Origin of the sequence: Nocardioides bruguierae (genome assembly GCF_023554635.1) — a bacterium.
Lineage (GTDB): Bacteria > Actinomycetota > Actinomycetes > Propionibacteriales > Nocardioidaceae > Nocardioides > Nocardioides bruguierae.
Window position 1 is genome coordinate 23,100 of sequence record NZ_JAMJPH010000013.1, and the last position, 20,470, is coordinate 43,569.

At 74.1% G+C, this 20,470-nt stretch carries 19 protein-coding genes; all 19 read left to right on the forward strand.

Annotated elements, in window-relative coordinates:
- The first annotated feature begins 14 nt into the window (after window positions 1-14).
- The 19 genes from M8316_RS08730 to M8316_RS08820 all read left to right on the forward strand — a co-directional run bounded on the left by M8316_RS08730 (window position 15) and on the right by M8316_RS08820 (window position 20,375).
- The gene (locus M8316_RS08730) at window positions 15-1,274 is read left to right on the forward strand and encodes a CaiB/BaiF CoA transferase family protein (protein ID WP_250053789.1); all 1,260 of its coding nucleotides are present in this window, start codon (window positions 15-17) and stop codon (window positions 1,272-1,274) included.
- A gap of 65 nt (window positions 1,275-1,339) precedes the next feature.
- A complete protein-coding gene (locus M8316_RS08735; protein WP_250053790.1) occupies window positions 1,340-2,353 on the forward strand; it encodes a LacI family DNA-binding transcriptional regulator in 1,014 nt (337 codons plus the stop codon).
- 215 nt (window positions 2,354-2,568) lie between these two features.
- Window positions 2,569-3,900, forward strand: coding sequence for an ABC transporter substrate-binding protein (locus tag M8316_RS08740; protein WP_250053792.1), 1,332 nt, complete (start codon window positions 2,569-2,571; stop codon window positions 3,898-3,900).
- Between the two features lie 94 nt (window positions 3,901-3,994).
- Window positions 3,995-4,972 carry a carbohydrate ABC transporter permease gene (locus M8316_RS08745; RefSeq protein WP_250053794.1) on the forward strand — a complete coding sequence of 326 codons (978 nt, stop codon included), beginning with the start codon at window positions 3,995-3,997 and terminating at the stop codon, window positions 4,970-4,972.
- Entirely contained in the window at window positions 4,969-5,937 is a 969-nt protein-coding gene (locus tag M8316_RS08750) for a carbohydrate ABC transporter permease (protein WP_250053795.1), read from the forward strand. The genes M8316_RS08745 and M8316_RS08750 overlap by 4 nt, the downstream gene beginning before the upstream one ends.
- On the forward strand, window positions 5,934-7,061 hold the full coding sequence (locus M8316_RS08755; protein ID WP_250053797.1) for a Gfo/Idh/MocA family protein: 1,128 nt from the start codon (window positions 5,934-5,936) through the stop codon (window positions 7,059-7,061). Before M8316_RS08750 ends, M8316_RS08755 begins: the two co-directional genes overlap by 4 nt.
- A gap of 70 nt (window positions 7,062-7,131) precedes the next feature.
- Window positions 7,132-7,998, forward strand: coding sequence for a fumarylacetoacetate hydrolase family protein (locus tag M8316_RS08760; protein ID WP_250053798.1), 867 nt, complete (start codon window positions 7,132-7,134; stop codon window positions 7,996-7,998).
- Window positions 7,998-8,804, forward strand: coding sequence for an SDR family NAD(P)-dependent oxidoreductase (locus tag M8316_RS08765; protein WP_250053800.1), 807 nt, complete (start codon window positions 7,998-8,000; stop codon window positions 8,802-8,804). Before M8316_RS08760 ends, M8316_RS08765 begins: the two co-directional genes overlap by 1 nt.
- On the forward strand, window positions 8,801-10,012 hold the full coding sequence (locus M8316_RS08770) for a CaiB/BaiF CoA transferase family protein (RefSeq protein ID WP_250053802.1): 1,212 nt from the start codon (window positions 8,801-8,803) through the stop codon (window positions 10,010-10,012). Before M8316_RS08765 ends, M8316_RS08770 begins: the two co-directional genes overlap by 4 nt.
- Window positions 10,009-11,247: an extracellular solute-binding protein gene (locus M8316_RS08775; RefSeq protein WP_250053804.1), complete on the forward strand. Its 1,239-nt coding sequence runs from the start codon at window positions 10,009-10,011 to the stop codon at window positions 11,245-11,247. Before M8316_RS08770 ends, M8316_RS08775 begins: the two co-directional genes overlap by 4 nt.
- A complete protein-coding gene (locus M8316_RS08780) occupies window positions 11,244-11,699 on the forward strand; it encodes a MaoC family dehydratase (protein ID WP_250053806.1) in 456 nt (151 codons plus the stop codon). Before M8316_RS08775 ends, M8316_RS08780 begins: the two co-directional genes overlap by 4 nt.
- The gene (locus tag M8316_RS08785) at window positions 11,696-12,868 is read left to right on the forward strand and encodes an ABC transporter substrate-binding protein (RefSeq protein WP_250053808.1); all 1,173 of its coding nucleotides are present in this window, start codon (window positions 11,696-11,698) and stop codon (window positions 12,866-12,868) included. Before M8316_RS08780 ends, M8316_RS08785 begins: the two co-directional genes overlap by 4 nt.
- Window positions 12,865-13,947 carry an aldo/keto reductase gene (locus tag M8316_RS08790; protein WP_250053810.1) on the forward strand — a complete coding sequence of 361 codons (1,083 nt, stop codon included), beginning with the start codon at window positions 12,865-12,867 and terminating at the stop codon, window positions 13,945-13,947. Before M8316_RS08785 ends, M8316_RS08790 begins: the two co-directional genes overlap by 4 nt.
- The gene (locus tag M8316_RS08795; RefSeq protein ID WP_250053812.1) at window positions 13,944-15,263 is read left to right on the forward strand and encodes an L-fuconate dehydratase; all 1,320 of its coding nucleotides are present in this window, start codon (window positions 13,944-13,946) and stop codon (window positions 15,261-15,263) included. Before M8316_RS08790 ends, M8316_RS08795 begins: the two co-directional genes overlap by 4 nt.
- A 28-nt stretch (window positions 15,264-15,291) precedes the next feature.
- Entirely contained in the window at window positions 15,292-16,176 is an 885-nt protein-coding gene (locus M8316_RS08800; RefSeq protein WP_250053814.1) for an amidohydrolase family protein, read from the forward strand.
- Between the two features lie 108 nt (window positions 16,177-16,284).
- The gene (locus M8316_RS08805; protein WP_372490572.1) at window positions 16,285-17,055 is read left to right on the forward strand and encodes a (Fe-S)-binding protein; all 771 of its coding nucleotides are present in this window, start codon (window positions 16,285-16,287) and stop codon (window positions 17,053-17,055) included.
- Complete coding sequence (locus M8316_RS08810) at window positions 17,052-18,611, forward strand: lactate utilization protein B (RefSeq protein WP_250053816.1); 1,560 nt, start codon at window positions 17,052-17,054, stop codon at window positions 18,609-18,611. The genes M8316_RS08805 and M8316_RS08810 overlap by 4 nt, the downstream gene beginning before the upstream one ends.
- Window positions 18,608-19,252, forward strand: a complete 645-nt coding sequence (locus M8316_RS08815) for a LutC/YkgG family protein (protein WP_250053818.1) — start codon at window positions 18,608-18,610, stop codon at window positions 19,250-19,252. The genes M8316_RS08810 and M8316_RS08815 overlap by 4 nt, the downstream gene beginning before the upstream one ends.
- A gap of 358 nt (window positions 19,253-19,610) precedes the next feature.
- Window positions 19,611-20,375, forward strand: a complete 765-nt coding sequence (locus M8316_RS08820) for a DeoR/GlpR family DNA-binding transcription regulator (RefSeq protein ID WP_250053820.1) — start codon at window positions 19,611-19,613, stop codon at window positions 20,373-20,375.
- Window positions 20,376-20,470: the final 95 nt, after the last annotated feature.

Here is a 20,470-nt window from a genome sequence, read left to right on the forward strand (position 1 = left end):
AGGAGGCGAGCCCCGTGGCCGCAGAGCAGCCCGGCACGACCTCCGACGGAGCCGCCGTGGGCGCCCCCGACGACCTGCCGCTGGCCGGCGTCCTCGTGCTCGACCTGTCCCAGTTCCTGGCCGGCCCCGTCGCGGCGCTGCGGCTGGCCGACATGGGTGCGCGGGTGATCAAGGTCGAGCGACCGCGCACCGGCGAGATCGGCCGCACCCTCGCCTTCGCCGGCCGCTGGCGCGACGGCGACACGCTCTCCTTCCACGCCATGAACCGCGGCAAGGAGTCGGTGGTCGCCGACCTCAAGGACCCCGAGGACCTGGCCGCCGTGCGGGCGCTCGTGGAGCGGGCCGACGTGGTGGTGCAGAACTTCCGTCCCGGGGTCATGGAGCGGCTCGGCCTCGACTTCGCGACCCTGCGCGAGCTCAACCCCCGGCTGGTCTACGCCAGTGCCAGTGGCTACGGCGCCGAGGGTCCGTGGGCGTCGAGGCCCGGGCAGGACCTGCTGGCCCAGTCGGTCTCGGCCCTGCCCTGGGTGAACGTCGGCGGCGTCAGTGGCAGCGGCGAGCGGCCGGTGCCGGTCGGGCTGGCCCTGGCCGACCACCTCCTCAGCTGCCACCTCGCGCAGGGCGTGTGCGCCATGCTCGTGCGCGCGGCGCGCACCGGTGTCGGCGGCCTGGTCGAGAGCAGCCTGCTCGAGGGCGTGCTCGACCTCGGCTCCGAGCTGCTCACCGCGCGACTCAACGGCGGCCCGGTGCCACCGTCGGTCGGGCCGCACTCGGCCCACGGCTGGCTGCCCGCCCCGTACGGCACCTACCCGACCGCCGACGGGCACCTCTCGATCGCCATGGCGCCGGTCGACCTCCTGGGCCGGTTGCTCGACGAGCCCGTGCTGGCCGGCCTCACCGACCCCGACGAGTGGTGGTCGCGGCGCGCCGAGGTGGAGAAGCGCATCGCCGACGTGCTCGCCACCGCCGGCACCGACCACTGGCTCACCGTGCTCGACGCCGCCGACGTGTGGTGCGCCCCGCTGCTGGACCTCGAGCAGCTGCTCGCCCACGACGCCTTCGCCGCGCTGGGGATGACCCAGGAGGTGCGTCGCCCCGGCCGCGAGCCGGGTGAGCCCGACGTCGCCGTCGCCACCGTGCGCAGCCCGCTGCGCGTCGACGGGGTGCGCCCCGGCGACCCGTGGGCGGCGCCGCGCCTGGGCGAGCAGGGCCACGTGCGGGACGCGGCGGCGCTGCTGGCCGGCCGCCCCGACCGTGCCGCGGGGTCGCCGTGAGGGGCGCGGACGACGGCGCGCCGGCCACGACGGCCTCGCGGCCGGGCGACCCTAGACTGCGCCCCATGGCCACCCTGGGAGACGTCGCGGCACGCGCCGGCGTGTCCATCTCCGCGGTCTCCCGGGTGCTCAGCAACCACCCCGCCGCGCGGGTCAGCGAGGCCACGCGCGAGCGCATCCAGCAGGCCGCCACCGAGCTGCACTACCGGCCGAACTTCGCCGGCCGGGCGTTGAAGTCGGCGCGCACGCACGTCATCGGCCTCGTCATCCCCGACCTCACCAACGCCCTGTTCACCGAGCTCATGCACGGCGCCGAGGACGAGGCCGCCGCCCACTCCTACACCGTGCTGCTGGGCCGCGCCCACGACGTGCGGCCCACCGGCGACGTGATCGGCCGGCTGCTGGGCGAGGGTCGCGTCGACGGCATGGTCGTGCAGGTCGGCGACGGCGTGCCCGCGCAGGACCTCGCCGCCCTCGCCGAGTCGGGCTCGGCCATCGTGCTGATCAACTCCCAGGTGCCGGGGCCGGTCGGCTCCGTCGCGCTCAACGACGAGGCGGGCGCGCGCCTGGCCGCCCAGCACCTGCTCGACCTCGGCCACACCCGGATCGGCCTGGCCAACGGCCTGCCCCGCTCGTTCACGGCCAAGCGCCGCCGGCTCGGGGTCAAGGCCGCGCTCGAGGACGCCGGCCTGCGGATCGAGCCCGGCATGGAGACGCGGCTGGGCTACACCGTCGACAACGGCCGCGAGGCCCTGCGGCGGCTCATGGCCCGCGAGGAGCCGCCCACCGGCATCGTCGTGGCCAACGTGAACGCGGCCGTCGGGCTGCTGGCCGAGGCCCGCGCCCTCGGGGTCGCGGTGCCCGACGACCTCTCGGTCGTCACCGTGCACGACTCCTGGACGGCGGAGAACACCTGGCCCCCGCTGACCGCGGTGCGGATGCAGTTCTACGCGATGGGTCGCGCCGCCGTGCGCTCGGTGATCAGGCGGATCGAGACCGGCGAGGTGGCCGACGTGACCATCACCGACCCGCCCCCCGAGCTGGTCGTCCGTGAGTCCACGGCGCCGCCGCGCGCCTGAGCGGGCACGCCCTCCCGTGCCGTCGGCGCGGGTGTCCTCGCGCGCCCGCGGGGGCTCGCGCGAGGCGGTCGTCGGCGCCGCGGCAGCCGGTCTTGTCCAGCGTGGCAACCGTCACGTCAAACGATTGACCAACCCCTGTGACGGGTCTAACGTTTGATCACGCCGGCCCACCCGAAGACGTGTGCCGCCACAAGGCCATCGAAGGAGCACCTGGAATGAACTCACCCAGCGCCCGCCGTGCCACGCGGCGTGCCGCGGCCGCCGCGCTCGCCGTGGCAGCGGCCACGGCCCTCGCCGCCTGCGGCTCCGACGCCGACAGCGCCGACTCCGAGCAGACGGACTCCGGCGGCCCCATCACGGTCTGGGTCGACCCGCCCCGGGTCCCCGCAGCCGAGGCCTTCGTGGAGGCCCACCCCGAGATCGACGTGACGATCAACCAGATCGACGGCACCGTCGGCGGCAAGACGCTCCAGCAGCAGTTCGCCCAGTTCAACCAGGCCGGCAAGGGCTGGCCGGACGCGATCTTCTTCCCGTCCAACGACGACATCGCCTGGGCCACCGGCGCCCAGATCGACTACGCCGCGGACCTCACCGACCTGCTGCCCGACGTGATCGACGGCTACGACCCGGCGGTGATCGCGCCCTGCAACATCGACGACGCGATCCGCTGCCTGCGCAACGACGCCGCCCCCGACGTCTTCTGGTACAACGCCACGTTCTTCGAGAACAACGGCTACGAGGTGCCCACCACGTGGGAGGAGTACGGCGACCTCGCCGTGCAGATCGCCGAGGAGCACCCCGGCAAGATCTCCGGCTTCCTCGGTGACGCCTACGCCCCCGACCGCTACCTCTGGGCCTCGGGCTGCCCCACGAACGATCGCCAGGACGAGACGACCGTTCACATCGACCTCGACGACCCGACCTGCCAGCGGGCCAAGGACCTCCTCACCACCCTGGTCGACGGCGACGCCGTCTCCAGCCTGGGCATCTTCGACGCCGACGCCGCCAGCGTCGGCAAGGACCTGGTGATGAGCCCCGGTGCGGCCTGGTGGGGCGACTACCTGTTCAACCAGACCTGGGAGATCCCGGCCGGCCAGATGACCGCGGTCGAGCCGCTGCCCTGGGAGGGCGAGTCCACCCCCGCCACCGGCAACGAGGGCGGCGGCCTGTGGGGCGTGAGCAGCCACATCACCGGCACCCAGCTGGAGAACACGCTCCTGTTCGCGGAGTTCGTGGCCACCGACCCGGCCTGGCAGGTGGAGCTCTCCACCGGCCTGCCCGCCTACGGGCCCGTGCAGGACGCCTGGGCCGACAAGCAGTCCCAGAGCGGCTACTTCGCCGACAACGAGACCACCTTCGACGCCATGAAGGCCGCGATCTCCTACGTCCAGCCCGACCACGCCTACATGCTCTACAACACCGGTGGCGTGTGGACGGAGACCATGACCCCCGCCCTCGTCGACGGGCAGAGCGTGGACGCCGCCTGGTCCTCCTTCGGCGAGGAGCTGCTGAACCAGGCCGGCGCCATGGGCTACACGGTCGAGTGACCCACGGGGGCGCCCCGCGCTCCCGCCCCCGGCCGCAGCACCCTGGTGCCCGACCCCGACGCACCGGACCAGCCCGCCAGCAGAGGAGCACGTGATGACCACCGGCCTCACCACCGAACGGCCCGCCGCCGAGGTGGCCGACAGCCCGTCGCCCCCGACCCGGGGGAGGGCCCGGCGATACAACGGCGCCGAGACGCGCGGTGCCTGGGCGCTGCTGGCTCCCTACCTCGTCCTGCTCCTGGTGGCCGGCCTCGTCCCCATCGGCTACGCCCTGGTGACCTCGCTGCAGAAGGCGCCGACGCCCCTGGAGCCGGACACCGGCTTCGGTGGCCTGGACTCCTTCCGGACCGTCGTGAGCGACTACCGGTTCCTCGACACCTTCCTCAACATCTTCGCGGTGCTGATCGTGTGGCTGCCGATCATGATGATCGGCATCGTCGGCCTGGCGCTGCTGATCCACGCCAGCCCGGGCCGGTTCGGCGCCTCGATGCGGTTCCTCTACTTCATCCCCGGCGCCCTGGCCGGCGTCGCGAACTTCGTGCTGTGGGTCTACCTGCTCAACCCCAGCCAGTCGCCGGTGGAGGGCTTCTGGCACGCGCTCGGCATCGAGACCATCAAGCAGGCCGTCGCCTCGCCCGGGCACCTGCCGTTCATCCTCACGGCGATGATGTTCTTCCAGGGCGTCGGCTCCTGGATCGTCGTGGTCAACGGCGGCCTCAACGGCATCTCCGAGGAGACCCTCGAGGCCGCCTCCCTCGACGGCGCGAACGCCTGGCAGCTGGCCTGGCACGTGAAGCTGCCGATCATCCGGCCCTGGATCGGCTACGCCGCGCTGATGAACCTCGCCTACGGCTTCCAGCTCTTCCTCGAGCCCCAGCTGCTCGACCAGGTGAGCTCGAACGCCATCGACGACCAGTGGACGCCGACCCAGCTCGGCTACGCGTTCGCGTTCAGCAACTACAACTTCCCGGCCGCGGCCGCGATGAGCCTGATCCTGGTGGTCATCACCATGGCGATCGGCCTGGTCATCGTGTTCCGCAGCGGCCTGTTCGGCGAGAAGGAGCACGCATGAGCACCACGCAGGCCCAGCGCCCGTCGGGGCAGGGGTCCCGGTCCGACGTGCCCGCCGCGTCCCGCCCGAGCGGCTGGTCGGTGGGTCGGCTCGCCCGCGTCGTCACGATGCTGCTGGTCGCCAGCGCCTTCGTCTTCCCCATCGTCGGCTTCGTCGCGATGGCCTTCCGCTCCACCGAGGGCGTCGAGGCCGGCACCGGCGGCTTCCTCGGCCTGGCCGGGGTCTCGTGGGACAACGCGGTCTACAGCTGGAGCCAGGTCAACGGCTTCGGCCCCGGCGACGGCGGGCTCTTCACCCGGTGGATGCTCAACTCCCTCATCGTCGCCGGCGGCGGCGCCCTGCTGGCCGCCTTCGCGGCGCTGCCGGCGGGCTACGCCATGGCCCGGCTGCGGTTCCGGTTCCGCCGGGTGCTGCTGCTGATCACCCTCGTCGCGATGGTCATGCCCAACACGGTGCTGGTCATCCCGATCTTCCTCGAGGTCAGCGCCATCGGCGCCGTCGGCCAGCTGTGGCCGGTGCTGGTGCTGATGGGCTTCTTCCCCTTCGGCGTCTACCTCTCCTACATCCACTACATGACGACGATGCCGCCCGAGCTGGTCGAGGCCGCACGCATCGACGGGCTGCACGAGATCGCGATCTTCACCCGGATCGCGGTGCCGATCAGCAAGCAGGCCGTCGTCCTCGTGGGCTTCTTCGCCTTCGTCGCCAACTGGACCAACTTCTTCCTGCCGCTGGCGCTGCTCTCCTCCAACCAGCAGAACAAGACCGTCTCCATCGGCCTCCAGGAGCTCATCGGCGCCAGCCCGCTGTTCAACCCGACCGTGGCGGCGGGCCTCGACGTGAAGCTCTACATGCCGCAGCTGGCGCTGGCCACGTTCCTCTCGATGCTGCCGCTGCTGGCCGTCTTCCTGGGCGCGCAGAAGTACCTCATCCGCGGCGAGACCGTGGGCGCGGTGAAGGGATGACGTCCCTCGACCCGGCGACCCGGCCCGACCTGCCCGAGCTGCACCCGCACCCGGGCTACACGCTGGAGCCGCCCAAGGACCCGCGCCCGATCGTGGTGATCGGCGCCGGCGGCATCGTGCGCGACGCCCACCTGCCCGCCTACACCGCCGCCGGCTACCCCGTCGCCTCGCTCACCGACCTCGACCTGGACCGGGCCCGTGCCCTGGCGGCCGAGCACGGGATCCGCGACGTGCACGGCAGCGCCGCCGAGGCGGTGGCCGCGGCCCCCGCGGGCGCGGTCTTCGACGTCGCGCTGCCGCCCGAGGCGCACGTCGGGGTGCTCGAGCAGCTGCCCGACGGCGCGGCCGTGCTGCTCCAGAAGCCGCTGGGCAACGACCTGGCCCAGGGCCGGGAGATCCTCGAGGTCTGCCGACGCAAGCACCTCGTCGCGGCGGTCAACACCCAGCTGCGGTTCGCCCCCTACGTGGCGGCCGCCCGGGCGCTGATCGCCTCCGGCGCCATCGGCGAGCTCTACGACCTCGAGGTCCGGGTCGGCGTCCGCACGCCGTGGGAGATGTTCCCCTACGTCCTGGACCTGCCGCGGCTCGAGATCAACATGCACTCGATCCACTACCTCGACCTGGTCCGCTCGTTCCTGGGCGACCCGACCGGGGTCACCGCCACCTCGGTGCGCCACCCGGAGAAGTCGCACGCCAACTGCCGCTCGGCGATCAACCTGCACTACGCCGACCGGGCCGTGCGGGCCGTCGTGGGCACCAACCACGACCACGACTTCGGCCCCGCCCACGAGGAGTCGTGGATCAAGTGGGAGGGCACCGGCGGTGCCGTCCGTGCCCAGATGGGCCTGCTCCTGGACTACCCGCGCGGCGGGCCCGACCTGCTCGAGGTCACCCTCGACGCCGACCGCGGCACCGAGCGCGAGGGCTGGCACCCGGTGCCCTTCAGCGGCTCGTGGTTCCCCGACGCCTTCGCCGGCTCCATGGGCGTGCTGCTGCGCCACCTCGAGGGCTCCCTGGAGACCCTCCCCACCTCCGTCGAGGACGTGTGGCACACCTCGGCCGTGGTGGACGCGGCCCACCGCTGCATCGACGCGGGCGGCACCCCGCCGTCCTACGACGCCTGAGACCACCTCCGACAAGCCCGCACCCGCACCCCCCTGATCCACCCATCCCGCACCGCGGAAAGGAACCACCATGAAGCTCGCCCGCCTCGGTACCCGAGGTGCCGAGATCCCGACCGTGCTCGTCGACGGCACCCACCTGGACCTGCGTCCCGTGCTCGCGGAGCTCGGCGTGGCCGACACCGGCCCGGCCTTCCTGGCCGCGGGCGGGGTCGAGCGTGTCGCGGCCGCGCTGGCGGCCGGGACACTGACCCCGCTGGAGGGCGCGGAGGACCTGCGGGTCGGGGCGCCGCTGGCCCGTCCGGGCAAGGTGGTGTGCATCGGCCTGAACTACGCCGACCACGCGGCCGAGGGCGGCATGGCGATCCCGGCGGAGCCGGTGGTGTTCATGAAGGACCCCTCGACGGTGGTCGGCCCGTTCGACGAGGTGCTGGTGCCCCGGGGGTCGACGAAGACCGACTGGGAGGTCGAGCTCGGCGTCGTCATCGGCGCCACGGCCCGCTACCTGGACTCGCCCGCGGACGCCCGCGCGTGCGTGGCCGGCTACGTGCTGTCCCACGACGTCTCCGAGCGGGAGTTCCAGCTCGAGCGTGGTGGGCAGTGGGACAAGGGCAAGTCGTGCGAGACGTTCAACCCGCTGGGGCCGTGGCTGGTGACGGCGGAGGAGGTGGTGGACCCGCAGGACCTGCGGCTGAGCCTGTCGGTGAACGGCGCGAAGCGGCAGGACGGGACGACGGCGGACATGATCTTCTCGGTCGACCACGTGCTCTGGTACCTCTCGCAGTTCATGGTCCTGGAGCCGGGGGACGTGATCAACACCGGCACCCCGGCCGGTGTCGCGCTCGGCATCGAGGGCAACCCGTACCTGCGTGCCGGGGACGTCGTCGAGCTGGAGATCACCGGCCTCGGCCAGGCCCGCCAGACCTTCGGGCAGGCGTGATGAGCGCCCCCGACAGCACCCCCGGGACCGCCGGCGAGCTGGCCGGCCTGCGCGCCGTCGTCACCGGCGGCAGCAACGGCATCGGCCTGGCGATCGTCGAGGCCTTCGCGGCCGCGGGCGCCACGGTGCTCGCGCTCGACCTCGACCCCAGCGCCGCGCCGGACGGCGTCCGTGCCCTGGCCTGCGACGTGCGCGACCGCGCCTCGGTCACCGACGCCGTCGACGCCGCCGCGGAGGAGATGGGCGGCCTCGACCTGCTGGTCAACAACGCGGGCATCTCGGCGGTCGGCACCGTCGAGGACCTGAAGGACGAGGACTGGCACCGCGTCCTCGACGTCAACGTCGTGGGCATGGCCCGGGCCAGCGCCGCCGCCCTGCCCCACCTGCGCCGCTCGGCCAGCCCGGCGATCGTGAACCTCTGCTCGATCGGCGCGCTGAACGGCCTGCCGCAGCGGGTGCTCTACAACGCCTCCAAGGGCGCGGTGCTCTCCCTGACCTACGCGATGGCCACCGACCACGTCCACGAGGGCGTCCGCGTCAACGCCGTCTCCCCGGGCACGGTGCACACCGGCTTCGTGGACCGGATGCTCTCCCGCTTCCCCGACCCGGAGAAGGAGAAGGCCGCGCTCGACGCCCGCCAGGCGACCGGCCGCATGGTCACCCCGGCCGAGGTCGCGCACGCGGTGGTCTACCTGGCCAGCCCGCGCGCGGGCTCCACCACCGGCACCGCGCTCGAGGTCGACGGCGGCGTCACCCACCTGCGGGCCCGGGCCGTGCAGGCCTCGGGGACGGGAGCGGGCTCGTGAGCGCGCAGGACGTGGACGCGCACGGCGAGCCCCTGCCGCTCCCGCTCGAGGGCGTCACCGTGCTCGACCTGTCCCAGTTCCTCGCCGGGCCGGTGGCCGCCCTGCGCCTGGCCGACCTCGGGGCCCGGGTGATCAAGGTCGAGCGACCCGGGGTCGGGGACGCCGGCCGCGCGCTGGCCTTCGCCGGCCGCACGATCGAGGGCGACTCGATGTCGTTCCACGCGATGAACCGCGGCAAGGAGTCGGTGACCGCCGACCTCAAGGACCCGGCCGACCTGGCCCGCGTCCGCGCCCTGGTGGCCGAGGCCGACGTGCTGATCCAGAACTTCCGCCCCGGCGTCGTCGAGCGGCTCGGCCTGGACCCGGCGTCGGTCGCCGCGCTCAACCCGAGCCTCGTCTACGGCTCGGTCTCGGGCTACGGCGACACCGGCCCGTTCGCCTCCCGGCCGGGGCAGGACCTGCTGGCGCAGTCCATCGCCGGCCTGCCCTGGCTCAACGGCTCCGCCGGCGACCCGCCGGTGCCGGTGGGCCTCGCGGTCGCCGACCACCTGGCCTCCTGCCACCTGGCCCAGGGCATCACCGCGCTGCTGGTGCGTCGGTTCCGCACCGGCCGCGGCGGCCTGGTGCAGACGAGCCTGCTCGAGGCGCTGGTCGACCTCCAGTTCGAGCTGCTCACCACCCGGCTCAACGACCCGAGCATCGCGGTCGAGCGCAAGGGACCGCGCTCCGCGCACGCGTTCCTGCCCGCGCCCTACGGCATCTACCCGACCAGCGACGGCTGGCTGGCGCTGGCGATGAACCCGGTGCCGACGATCGGCCGCCTGCTCGACCTCCCGGCGCTGGTCTCGATGAGCGACCCCAGCGCCTGGTGGGAGCGCCAGGAGGAGATCGAGCAGCTCATCACCGAGCGGCTGCGCACGAGCACCCGGGACCACTGGCTCGCCGTCCTGGACGCCGAGGACGTGTGGTGCGCCCCGGTGCTCACCCTCGACGAGCTGGTCGAGCACCCCGGCTTCGCCGCCATCGCCATGACCCAGCAGGTCGCCCGGGAGGGCCTGGAGCTGACCACCACGCGCAGCCCCATCCGGGTCGACGGTCGCGTGCTGCGCGACCCCCGGCCCGCCCCGCGGCTGGGTGAGCACGACGCGCTCCTCACCGGCCTCGACCCGGTGGCGCGGACCGCGGGGGACGGGGCGGTGGCGCGATGACCACGTCCACCACCGGCACCACCACCAGCACCACCGCCGGGGCCGAGGCCACCTCCGCCCGCCCGGCCACCACCACCCTGCGCGGCATCACCTGGGAGCACCCCCGCGGCTTCGACTGCCAGGTCGCGGCCGCCGCCGCGTACGAGCGGCTCACCGGCGTCCGCGTGGTCTGGGAGCAGCGCTCCCTCCAGGCGTTCGCCGACGCCCCGCTCGACGACCTCACCGCCCGCTACGACCTGCTGGTGATCGACCACCCGCACGTGCCGCTGGCGGCCGCGCACGGGCTGCTCGCCCCGCTGGACGGCCACGGGCACGACGAGGCGCTGGCAGCGCTGGCCGGCACCTCCGTCGGCGCCGGGCACGCCTCCTACGCCCACGGCGGGCACCAGTACGGCCTGGCCACCGACTCCGCGGCGCAGGTCGCGGTGCGGCGCCCCGACCTGCTCGCGGACCGACCCGAGGGCTGGGACGAGGTGCTCGACCTCGCCGCCGAGGGCCGCGTGCTCTGGCCGGCCAAGCCGATCGACGCCTGGTCGAGCCTGTGCACCCTGGCCGCCAACCGGGGGACGCCCGTGGGGGCCACCCCGGGCACCTTCCTCGACGACGAGGACGCGGCCCCCGTGCTCGACCTGCTGCACCGGCTGGCCGAGCGGGTGCCGGGGTGGTGCCTGGAGGCCAACCCGATCGAGGTCGCCGAGGCGCTCTCCGGCGGCCGCCCCGACGCCGACCCCCGCTGGGCCTACGCGCCGCTGGCCTACGGCTACACCAACTACGGCCGCCCCGGCTTCCGCCCGCACCGGCTGCGCTACGAGGACATCCCGGCCGGCCCCCGCGGCGTCGCCGGGTCGCAGCTGGGCGGCGCCGGCGTGGCCGTCTCCGCCCGCGCGAGCGACCCCGACGCGGCCCGCGCCTACGCCCTGTGGGTCGCCTCCCCGCAGGTGCAGGCGGGCGTCTACTACGACGCCGGCGGGCAGCCCGGCTACGCCCCGGCCTGGGACGACGACCGGCTCAACGCCGACTCCTGGGACTTCTTCCGCGGCACCCGCCGCACGCTCGAGCAGGCGTGGGTGCGCCCGCGCACCGCGGGCTTCATCGAGCTCCAGGACACCGTCTCGCCGTGGGTCACCGCGACCCTGCGCGGCGAGCTGGACGACGCCACCCTGCTGCGCCGGGCCGGCGAGGCCGCGGCGCGGCTGCTGGTGCCGGACGAGACCCCCGAGGGAGGGACCACGTGATCACCCGCGACCGCTGGTTCGAGGACCACGAGATCGGCGAGAGCCGCACCTCGGTGGGCCGCACCATCACCGAGGCCGACATCGTGCTGCACGCCGGCCAGACCGGCGACTTCTTCCCGCACCACATGGACGCCGCGTGGATGGCCACGCAGCCCGCCGGGCAGCGGATCGCCCACGGCACGCTGATCCTCTCGGTCGCCGTGGGGATGACCGCCGGCGACATCAACCCGCAGTCGATGTCCTACGGCTACGACGGCATCCGGTTCATCGGACCCGTCTTCATCGGCGACACCATCACCGTGCGCGCCGAGATCGTCGACAAGGCCGACCACCGCAAGCGCCCCGAGACCCACGGCTACCTGCACGAGAAGGTCACCGTCACCAACCAGCGCGGCGAGACCGTGCTGGTGCTGACCCACCTCTACCTGGTGAACAAGCGGGGGGCCGCGTGAGCGCGCTGCGGCTGCTCGGCCGCGACTTCGACGGCTTCCGCCGCGCCGTCGACGCGCACGCCGCCGACAGCCCCGCCGGTGCGGTGACGGCCCGCTGGCTCGGGCTGCCCGAGCTGCAGGCCGCCGTCCTGGGGCCCGCGGCGCCGGAGGCCGACCTGCTCGTCGTGCCCGCCGACTGGCTGCCGGCGCTCGCCGCCGCCGGCCGCGTGCGCCCGCTGACGCCGTGGCTCGAGACGGCCCCGCCCGAGGGCTGGCCCACGGCCTGGTCGCCGTCCTTCCACGCCGGCGTCACCTGGGGCACGGACGTGGTGGGCGTGCCGTTCCACGACGGCCCGCAGCTGACCTTCACCCGCACCGACCTCGCGCAGCCGCCCGCCACCTGGGGCGAGCTGCTCGCCACCGCCGCCCGGCTGCACGGGGCCGGCACCGCCGGCACGGTGCTGGCCGGCGCGCCCGACGGCCACAACAACGTCTACGACCTCGTGCTCCACCTGTGGCGCCACGGCGGCGACCTCGTCGACGAGGACGGCGGCGTGCTGCTGGACTCCGCGGCCACCCGCGCCACCCTCCGCTTCCTGCGCGAGGTCGCGACCACGCTCGTGCCCGCCGACGCCCACGACCTGGACTCCAACGGCAGCGGCACCGCCTTCGGCGAGGGCCGCGTGGGCGTGGCGGTGAACTGGGCCGGCTACGCCGCCCTGGCCGGCGACGTGCCGTTCTCGGTGGGGCTCGCGCCCACCGCGGACGACGGCACCCCGACCACCACCGTCAACGCGTTCTGGGCCACCGCCGTCACCACCACCTGCACCGACCCCGACCGCGCCTGGGCCCACGTGCGGCACGCCGCGAGCGCGGAGATGGACCTGGCCACCACCCGGGCCGGGGCCTCCGGCGCCCGACGCAGCACCTGGTCGCACCCCGACGTGCTGGCGACCCGCCCCGAGCACGCGCTCTTCGAGGCCGCCCACGCCACCTCCCGGCCGCTGCCGCGGCTGGCGGCACTGCCGCAGGTCGTCGACGTGCTCAGCGACCTGGTCGACGCGGTCGTGTGGCGCGGAGAGCCGGTCGAGCCGGCCCTCGCGGCCGCGCACACGGCCGTCGCGGCACTCGTGGCCGGCCACCGCCCCGCGGACGCGCCGGCCACCACGGTCGCGGGCGGTGCCCGGTGACGACCGCCGGCACCGCGCCCCGCTGGCGTGGCCTGACCCCGCTCGTCACGAGCCCGTGGGGCCTGGGCGGGGCGCAGCTGGGCAACCTCTACCGGGCCACCGACGACGACACGGCCCGGGCCGGGCTGGAGGCCGCCTGGGCCGCCGGCGTCCGCTACTTCGACACCGCCCCGCACTACGGCCTGGGCCTCTCCGAGCGCCGGCTCGGCGCCTTCCTGGCGCAGCACCCGCGCTCCGAGGTCGTGGTCTCGACCAAGGTCGGCCGGCTGCTCGTGCCGGACCCGGCCGGCGCCGCACGCCGCGACGACGAGGGCTTCGACGTGCCCGCCGACCACCGGCGCGTGCGCGACTACAGCGCCGCCGGCGTCCGCGCGAGCCTGGAGCAGAGCCTCGAGCGGCTCGGCCTCGACCGGGTCGACGTCGTCTACCTGCACGACCCCGAGGACCACTGGGAGCAGGCCCGCGACGAGGGCCTGCCCGCCCTGCTGGAGCTGCGGGACGCCGGCCTCGTCGGCGCCGTGGGAGCCGGGATGAACCTGGCCGAGCCGCTCACCACGCTGGTCACCGACCACGACGTCGACCTCGTCATGTGCGCGGGCCGGCACACGCTGCTCGAGCAGTCCTGGGACCTCCTGGACGCGGCGGCCGACCGCGGGGTCGGCGTCGTGCTCGCCGGCGTCTGGAACTCCGGCCTGCTGGCCCGTCCCCGCCCCGCCCCGGACGCGACCTACGACTACCTGCCCGCCCCCGCCGCGCTGCTGGCCCGGGTGCACACCCTCGCCGACGTCTGCGAGGCCCACGGCACCACGCTGCCCGAGGCCGCGATCGCCTTCGCCGCGGCCCACCCGGCCGTCGCGTCCGTGGTGCTCGGCGCGGGCGGCCCCGACCAGGTGCGCGAGGCCGCCCGCCGCGCCACCGCCCCCGTGCCGGCCGCGCTGTGGGACGCCCTCGTCGCCGCCGGCCTGCTGGACCGCACGCCCGACTCCACGAACCACCCCACGACCCACCCCCTGCCCCACCTCATGCACCGTCCCACCCACGCCCCGGCCACCGCCGGGACCCCCGAGGAGCAGCCATGACCCGCATCACCGCCGTCGAGACCCACGACGTCCGGTTCCCGACCTCGCTGTCCCTGGACGGCTCGGACGCGATGAACAAGGACGGCGACTACTCGGCCACCTACGTCGTCGTCCGCACCGACGACCCCGACCTGGCGGGCTACGGCTTCACGTTCACCATCGGCCGCGGCAACGACGTGTGCACGCTGGCCGCGGCCCGCCGCTCCGAGCCGCTGGTGGGCCGCGACGTCGCCGCCGTCTGCGACGACCTCGGCGGCACCTACCGCGACCTGAAGTCCGACAGTCAGATGCGCTGGCTCGGCCCCGACAAGGGGGTGGAGCACCTCGCGCTGGCCGCGGTGATGAACGCCGTGTGGGACCTCGCGGCCCGCCGCGCCGGCAAGCCGCTGTGGCGGCTGCTGGCCGACATGAGCCCCGAGGCGCTGGTCGAGGTCGCCGACATGAGCTACCTCTCCGACGCCCTCACCAAGGACGAGGCGGTCGCGCTGCTCGCCGAGATGGAGCCGACCCGGGCGCAGCGGATCGCCGACCTCGAGGCCTCCGGCTACCCCTGCTACACCACCTCCGCCGGCTGGCTCGGCTACTCCGACGAGAAGCTCGCCCGCCTGTGCCGCGAGGCCGTGGACGCCGGCTACAGCCACGTGAAGCTCAAGGTCGGCGCCGACCTCGCCGACGACGTGCGCCGCTGCTCGATCGCCCGCGAGGTGATCGGCCCCGACGTGCACCTGATGATCGACGCCAACCAGGTCTGGGACGTGCCGCAGGCGATCGACTGGGTCAAGGAGCTCGCGCAGTTCGACCCGCTGTGGATCGAGGAGCCGACCAGCCCCGACGACGTGCTGGGGCACGCCGCCATCCGCCGGGCGGTCGCCCCGATCGGCGTCGCCACCGGCGAGCACGGCATGAACCGGGTGCTGTTCAAGCAGATGTTCCAGGCCGGGGCGCTCGACTTCTGCCAGCTCGACTCGGCCCGCCTGGCCAGCATCAACGAGATCCTCGCGGTGTACCTGATGGCCAAGAAGTTCGACGTGCCGGTGTGCCCGCACGCCGGCGGCGTGGGCCTGTGCGAGCTGGTGCAGCACCTCTCGGTCTTCGACTACGTGGCGGTCTCCGGCACGCTGGAGGACAGGGTGACCGAGTTCGTGGACCACCTGCACGAGCACTTCACGGACCCGTGCGTCGTGCGCGACGGTGCCTACGTGCTGCCCTCGCAGCCGGGCTACAGCGCACAGATGCACGCCGCGTCCGTGGCCGCCTACTCCTACCCCGACGGCAGCTACTGGGCCACGCAGCACCCGCGGCCCGCCGCCGTCTGAGGCCCGCACCGACAGCAGGGAGCACCCGGTGATCATCGACGCCCACCAGCACGTCTGGGACCTGACCCGCGCGCCCTACCCCTGGCTGGGCCCGCACGTGCCCCAGTGGAACCGCACCTTCACCTTCGAGGAGCTGGCGCCGGCGCTGGCCCGGCACGGGGTGGGCGCGACGGTGATGGTGCAGTCCGACGACAGCGACGCCGACACCGACCTCATGCTCGAGGTGGCAGACCGGCACCCGGAGGTCGTGGGGATCGTCGCCTACGTGCCGCTGGAGCGGCCCGCCGAGGCCGAGGCCAGGCTGGCGAGCCTGCGCCGCGACCGCCGGGTGGTGGGGGTGCGCAACCTGATCCACGACCAGCCGGACCCGGACTGGCTGCTGCGCCCGGACGTCGACGAGGGGCTGGGGGTGCTGGCCGCGGCCGGGGTGCCGTTCGACCTCGTCGCCGTGCTGCCCCAGCACCTGGAGCACGTGGCCGGCGTCCTCGAGCGCCACCCGGACCTGCGGATCGTCGTGGACCACCTGGCCAAGCCGCCGATCGGCCAGGGCGAGGTCGAGCCGTGGTGGTCGCTGATCGGCGAGGTGGCCTCGCACCCGACGGTGCACGCGAAGGTCTCCGGGCTGTACCCGGGCGCCGACATGGCCTCGTGGACGCCGGACTCGGTGCTGCCCTTCGTCGAGCGGGCGGTGGAGGTCTTCGGCCCCACCCGGCTGATGTACGGGGGCGACTGGCCCATCTCGGTGGCCGCCGGCGGCTACGACCGCGTGGTGGAGGGGCTGGTCGAGGTGCTGGGTCGGCTGCTCGACCCCGCGGAGGTGACCCGGGTGCTGGCCGGCACGGCCGCCGACTTCTACCGGCTCGACGCCGACCTGCTGGCCGCGCGCGGTGCGGACGACCACTTGACCGTGTGACCGCGCTCACCTAGGGTCGCAGCCAGGCTTGTAACGTTTCAACGCGCGTACGGTGGACGCGTCGGCCGCCCCGGGGCTCCCGGGTGCGGCCCCGAGGAGAGGAGTGCCGTGCGGGTCGCCCTCATGGTCACGTGCATCAACGACGCGATGTTCCCGGACACCGGGAAGGCCGTCGTCCGGCTCCTGCGCCGGCTGGGGGTGGACGTGGAGTTCCCGGCCTCGCAGACCTGCTGCTCGCAGCCGATGGTCAACACCGGCTACCTGGACGAGGCGGTGCCGGTGGTCCGCACGTTCACCGAGGCCTTCGCCGGCTACGACGCGATCATCACGCCGTCGGGCTCGTGCGCCGGCTGCGCCCGGCACCAGCACGGGATGGTCGCCGAGCGCTCGGGCGACCCGGCGCTCCAGGCGGCGGTAGCCGAGACGTCCCCCAAGACGTACGAGCTCTCCGAGTTCCTCGTCGACGTCCTGGGCGTCACCGACGTGGGCGCCTACTTCCCGCACACCGTGACCTACCACCCGACCTGCCACTCGCTGCGGATGCTGGGCGTCGGTGACCGCCCGAAGCAGCTGCTGGAGAACGTGCGCGGGCTGCGCCTGCGCGAGCTGCCCGGTGCCGAGGAGTGCTGCGGCTTCGGCGGCACCTTCGCGGTGAAGAACAGCGACACCTCGGTGGCCATGGGCTCCGACAAGGCACGTCACGTCCGCGAGACCGGCGCCGAGGTGCTGGTCGCGGGCGACAACTCCTGCCTCATGCACATCGGCGGCACGCTCTCGCGCCAGCAGGCCGGCGTCCGCGTCATGCACCTGGCGGAGATCCTGGCCAGCACGGAGGACGCCCCCGCAGGCGTTCCGAGCGAGGACGGGGTGAGCGCATGAGCGGCACCTTCGTCGGCATGCCGGCCTTCCCGACCGCGGCCCGCGCCGCGCTCGGCGACACCCAGCTGCGGCACAACCTGGCGCACGCCACCGGCGTCATCCGCGGCAAGCGCGCCCGGCTCGTCGAGGAGGTCGAGGCCAGTCACGCCGCCGGCGCCCCCGGCGGCTGGGAGGACCTGCGCCTGGCCGGCGCCGCCGTCAAGCAGCGCGCGCTCGACGACCTGGGCACCCACCTGGTGCAGCTCGAGGAGTCGCTGACGAGGGCGGGCGCGACCGTCCACTGGGCCCGCGACGCCGCCGAGGCGAACGCGATCGTGGCGGCCGTGGCCAAGCAGCACGCGGCCGACGAGGTCGTGAAGGTCAAGTCGATGGTCACCCAGGAGATCGGCCTCAACGAGGCGCTCGAGGCCGAGGGCATCGCCGCCTGGGAGACCGACCTCGCCGAGCTCATCGTCCAGCTCGCCGACGACCTGCCCAGCCACATCCTCGTCCCCGCCATCCACCGCAACCGCGCGGAGGTCCGCGAGATCTTCCTGCGCCGGATGAAGGACGTCGGACGCCCCGCGCCGGCCGACCTCACCGACGAGCCCGCCGTGCTGGCCGGTGCCGCCCGCGAGCACCTGCGCGAGAAGTTCCTGCGCGCCAAGGTCGGCGTCTCCGGCGCCAACTTCGCCGTCGCCGACACCGGCACGCTGGTCGTCGTCGAGTCCGAGGGCAACGGTCGCATGTGCCTCACGCTGCCCGACGTCCTCGTCAGCGTCGTCGGCATCGAGAAGGTCGTGCCCACCTTCGCCGAGCTCGACCCGCTGCTGCGGCTGCTGCCGCGCTCCTCGACCGGCGAGCGGATGAACCCCTACACCTCCACCTGGTCCGGCATCACTCCTGGTGACGGCCCGCAGGAGGTGCACGTCGTGCTCCTCGACAACGGCCGCACCAACGCGCTGGCCGACCAGGTCGGCCGCCAGGCGCTGCGCTGCATCCGCTGCTCGGCGTGCCTCAACGTCTGCCCGGTCTACGAGCGCGCCGGCGGCCACGCCTACGGCTCGGTCTACCCCGGCCCGATCGGCGCGATCCTCAACCCGCTGCTCAAGGGGCAAGGAGACGAGCAGAACGACTCGCTGCCCTACGCGTCCTCGCTGTGCGGGGCCTGCTTCGAGGCATGCCCCGTGCGCATCGACATCCCCGAGGTGCTCGTCCACCTGCGCACCAAGGTGGTGGACGGCCACCGCGGGGACTTCCCGCCCAAGGCCGAGGCCATCGCCATGAAGGGTGCGGCCTGGGCGTTCAGCGACGCCTCGCGGCTGGGCCTGGTGGAGAAGGCCTCCGGCCTTTCCGGCAGGGTGCTCGCGCGGCTCTCGAAGTCGTCCTACCCCGGCGGCCGCCCGACCGCCGGCCGCCTCGCGGGCCCGGCTGTCGCCTGGACGGGTGCCCGCGACCTGCCCGCCCCGCCCGCCGAGTCCTTCCGCGAGTGGTGGGCACGCACGGACGGCGGCACCACGACCGGCACCTCGACCGGCACCTCGACCGGCACCGAGACGAAGGGGGAGGGGCGATGAGCGCCGCCCGCGAGGCCATCCTGGGGCGCGTGCGCAGTGCGCTCGCCGACGTCACCCCGACGCCCGAGCCGGTCGTGCCGCCGGTGACCTCCGCGCTCACCGGCGCCGAGGAGGCCCACGTGCTCGACGTGTTCGTCGAGCGGGTCGTGGACTACAAGGCCGTCGTCGAGCGGGTCTCCGCTGCCGACCTGCCCGCGCACCTGGAGGGGCTCTTCGCACCCGGCCAGAAGGTGCTCGTGCCCGCCGGGCTGCCGGTCGAGCTGGCCGCCGCCCTGCCCGTGCCGGTCACGGAGGACGAGGGACTGCTCGGCGCGGCCGAGCTGGACGGCTGCGACGCGGTCGTGACGCTCTCGGCCGTGGGCATCGCCGAGACGGGCACGATCGTGCTCGACCACACCGCCGGCCAGGGCCGTCGGGCGCTCAGCCTCGTGCCCGACCGGCACGTGTGCGTCGTGCGCACCGACCAGGTCGTGCCCGACGTCCCCGAGGCCGTTGCCCGGCTCGCGGGGGCGGTAGGCGCCGGGCAGCCGCTCACCTGGATCAGCGGCCCGTCCGCCACCAGCGACATCGAGCTCGACCGCGTCGAGGGCGTCCACGGCCCCCGCACCCTGCACGTCCTGCTGGTCGACGGCGAGGCCTGAGCCTGGGCGTCGGTCACGTTGACCGACAGGTGTGCCCGATCGGGGTCCGACCGGGCGTGCCGGCCCCCGGTCGCGCCCGATCCCGGCCACGGCGCAGATGACCGAACGGGCGTCGTCGGGCCCGCGAGCCTGAGAATCGGGTGAGGTCTGTACCGGCTCTTCACGCTCAGCAGCGGCAGCGTGTGTTTCAACCAGGCACCACTCGGGCACGCCCATCCCCGCTCTCGGACTGGTCTGTGGCCCAGGTCACGGCGCATACTTCTCGGGCAGTGACGCCGATCACGAGGCCCGGATGACCGTCCGGGCGTGATCGGTCGCAGAGCGGTCCGGGGGGACCGGACGAGCCGGGGAGGTGACCATGCACGAGGCAGTGACACGACAGCGGGAGATCCTGGCCCGCGCCCGTGCCGAGGGCCGCGTCGACGTCGCCGTCCTCGCCACCGAGCTCGACGTCGCGCCGGAGACCATCCGCCGCGACCTGCGCCACCTCGCCGACCGCGGCGTGGTGCAGCGAGTGCACGGTGGGGCCTACCCCGTGGAGAGCGCCGGCTACGAGACCGACGTCGTCCAGCGGGCCACCTCCCAGGTGATCGAGAAGCGCCGGATCGCCGCGGCCGCGGCGGAGCGGCTCCAGGGCGCCGAGACCGTCTACGTCGACGAGGGCGTCACGCCCCAGTTCGTCGCCGAGGCGCTCGTGCCCGACTCCCCGATCACGGTGGTCACCTCGTCCCTGCTCACCGCGCACGCCCTCGCCAAGCAGGCCGAGGTCACCGTGCTGCTTCTCGGCGGTCGGGTGCGCTCGCGCACCATGGCGACCGTCGACCACTGGGCCACCCAGATGCTCGACGGCCTGGTCATCGACCTGGCCTTCCTGGGGGCCAACGGGGTCAGCCGCGAGCACGGGCTGACCACGCCCGACCCGGCCGTCGCGGCCGTCAAGAGCCTGGTGGTCCAGCGCTCGCGCCGCCGGGTCTTCATCGGCACCAGCAAGAAGTTCGGCGTCTCGAGCTTCTGCCGGTTCGCCCGCATCACGGATTTCGAGGCCCTGGTGACCGACACCGGCCTCAGCTCGAGCGAGACGCAGAGGTACGCCGCGCTCGGGCCGCAGGTGGTGCGCGTCTAGCGCCCCTGCACCGCACACCTCCCCGCCGGCACGACGGGGAGCCATCGCAACACCTGGTCCGGCCGTGGCACGACGGCCGGCCGGGCGGGGGGGGG

Excerpts from the sequence above, each read along its gene's own strand:
- M8316_RS08735 (WP_250053790.1), top strand. The coding sequence starts at position 1,340 with ATGGCCACCCTGGGAGACGTCGCGGCACGCGCCGGCGTGTCCATCTCC.
- M8316_RS08740 (WP_250053792.1), top strand. The coding sequence starts at position 2,569 with ATGAACTCACCCAGCGCCCGCCGTGCCACGCGGCGTGCCGCGGCCGCC.
- M8316_RS08745 (WP_250053794.1), top strand. The coding sequence starts at position 3,995 with ATGACCACCGGCCTCACCACCGAACGGCCCGCCGCCGAGGTGGCCGAC.
- M8316_RS08750 (WP_250053795.1), top strand. The coding sequence starts at position 4,969 with ATGAGCACCACGCAGGCCCAGCGCCCGTCGGGGCAGGGGTCCCGGTCC.
- M8316_RS08755 (WP_250053797.1), top strand. The coding sequence starts at position 5,934 with ATGACGTCCCTCGACCCGGCGACCCGGCCCGACCTGCCCGAGCTGCAC.
- M8316_RS08760 (WP_250053798.1), top strand. The coding sequence starts at position 7,132 with ATGAAGCTCGCCCGCCTCGGTACCCGAGGTGCCGAGATCCCGACCGTG.
- M8316_RS08765 (WP_250053800.1), top strand. The coding sequence starts at position 7,998 with ATGAGCGCCCCCGACAGCACCCCCGGGACCGCCGGCGAGCTGGCCGGC.
- M8316_RS08775 (WP_250053804.1), top strand. The coding sequence starts at position 10,009 with ATGACCACGTCCACCACCGGCACCACCACCAGCACCACCGCCGGGGCC.
- M8316_RS08795 (WP_250053812.1), top strand. The coding sequence starts at position 13,944 with ATGACCCGCATCACCGCCGTCGAGACCCACGACGTCCGGTTCCCGACC.
- M8316_RS08810 (WP_250053816.1), top strand. The coding sequence starts at position 17,052 with ATGAGCGGCACCTTCGTCGGCATGCCGGCCTTCCCGACCGCGGCCCGC.
- M8316_RS08815 (WP_250053818.1), top strand. The coding sequence starts at position 18,608 with ATGAGCGCCGCCCGCGAGGCCATCCTGGGGCGCGTGCGCAGTGCGCTC.
- M8316_RS08820 (WP_250053820.1), top strand. The coding sequence starts at position 19,611 with ATGCACGAGGCAGTGACACGACAGCGGGAGATCCTGGCCCGCGCCCGT.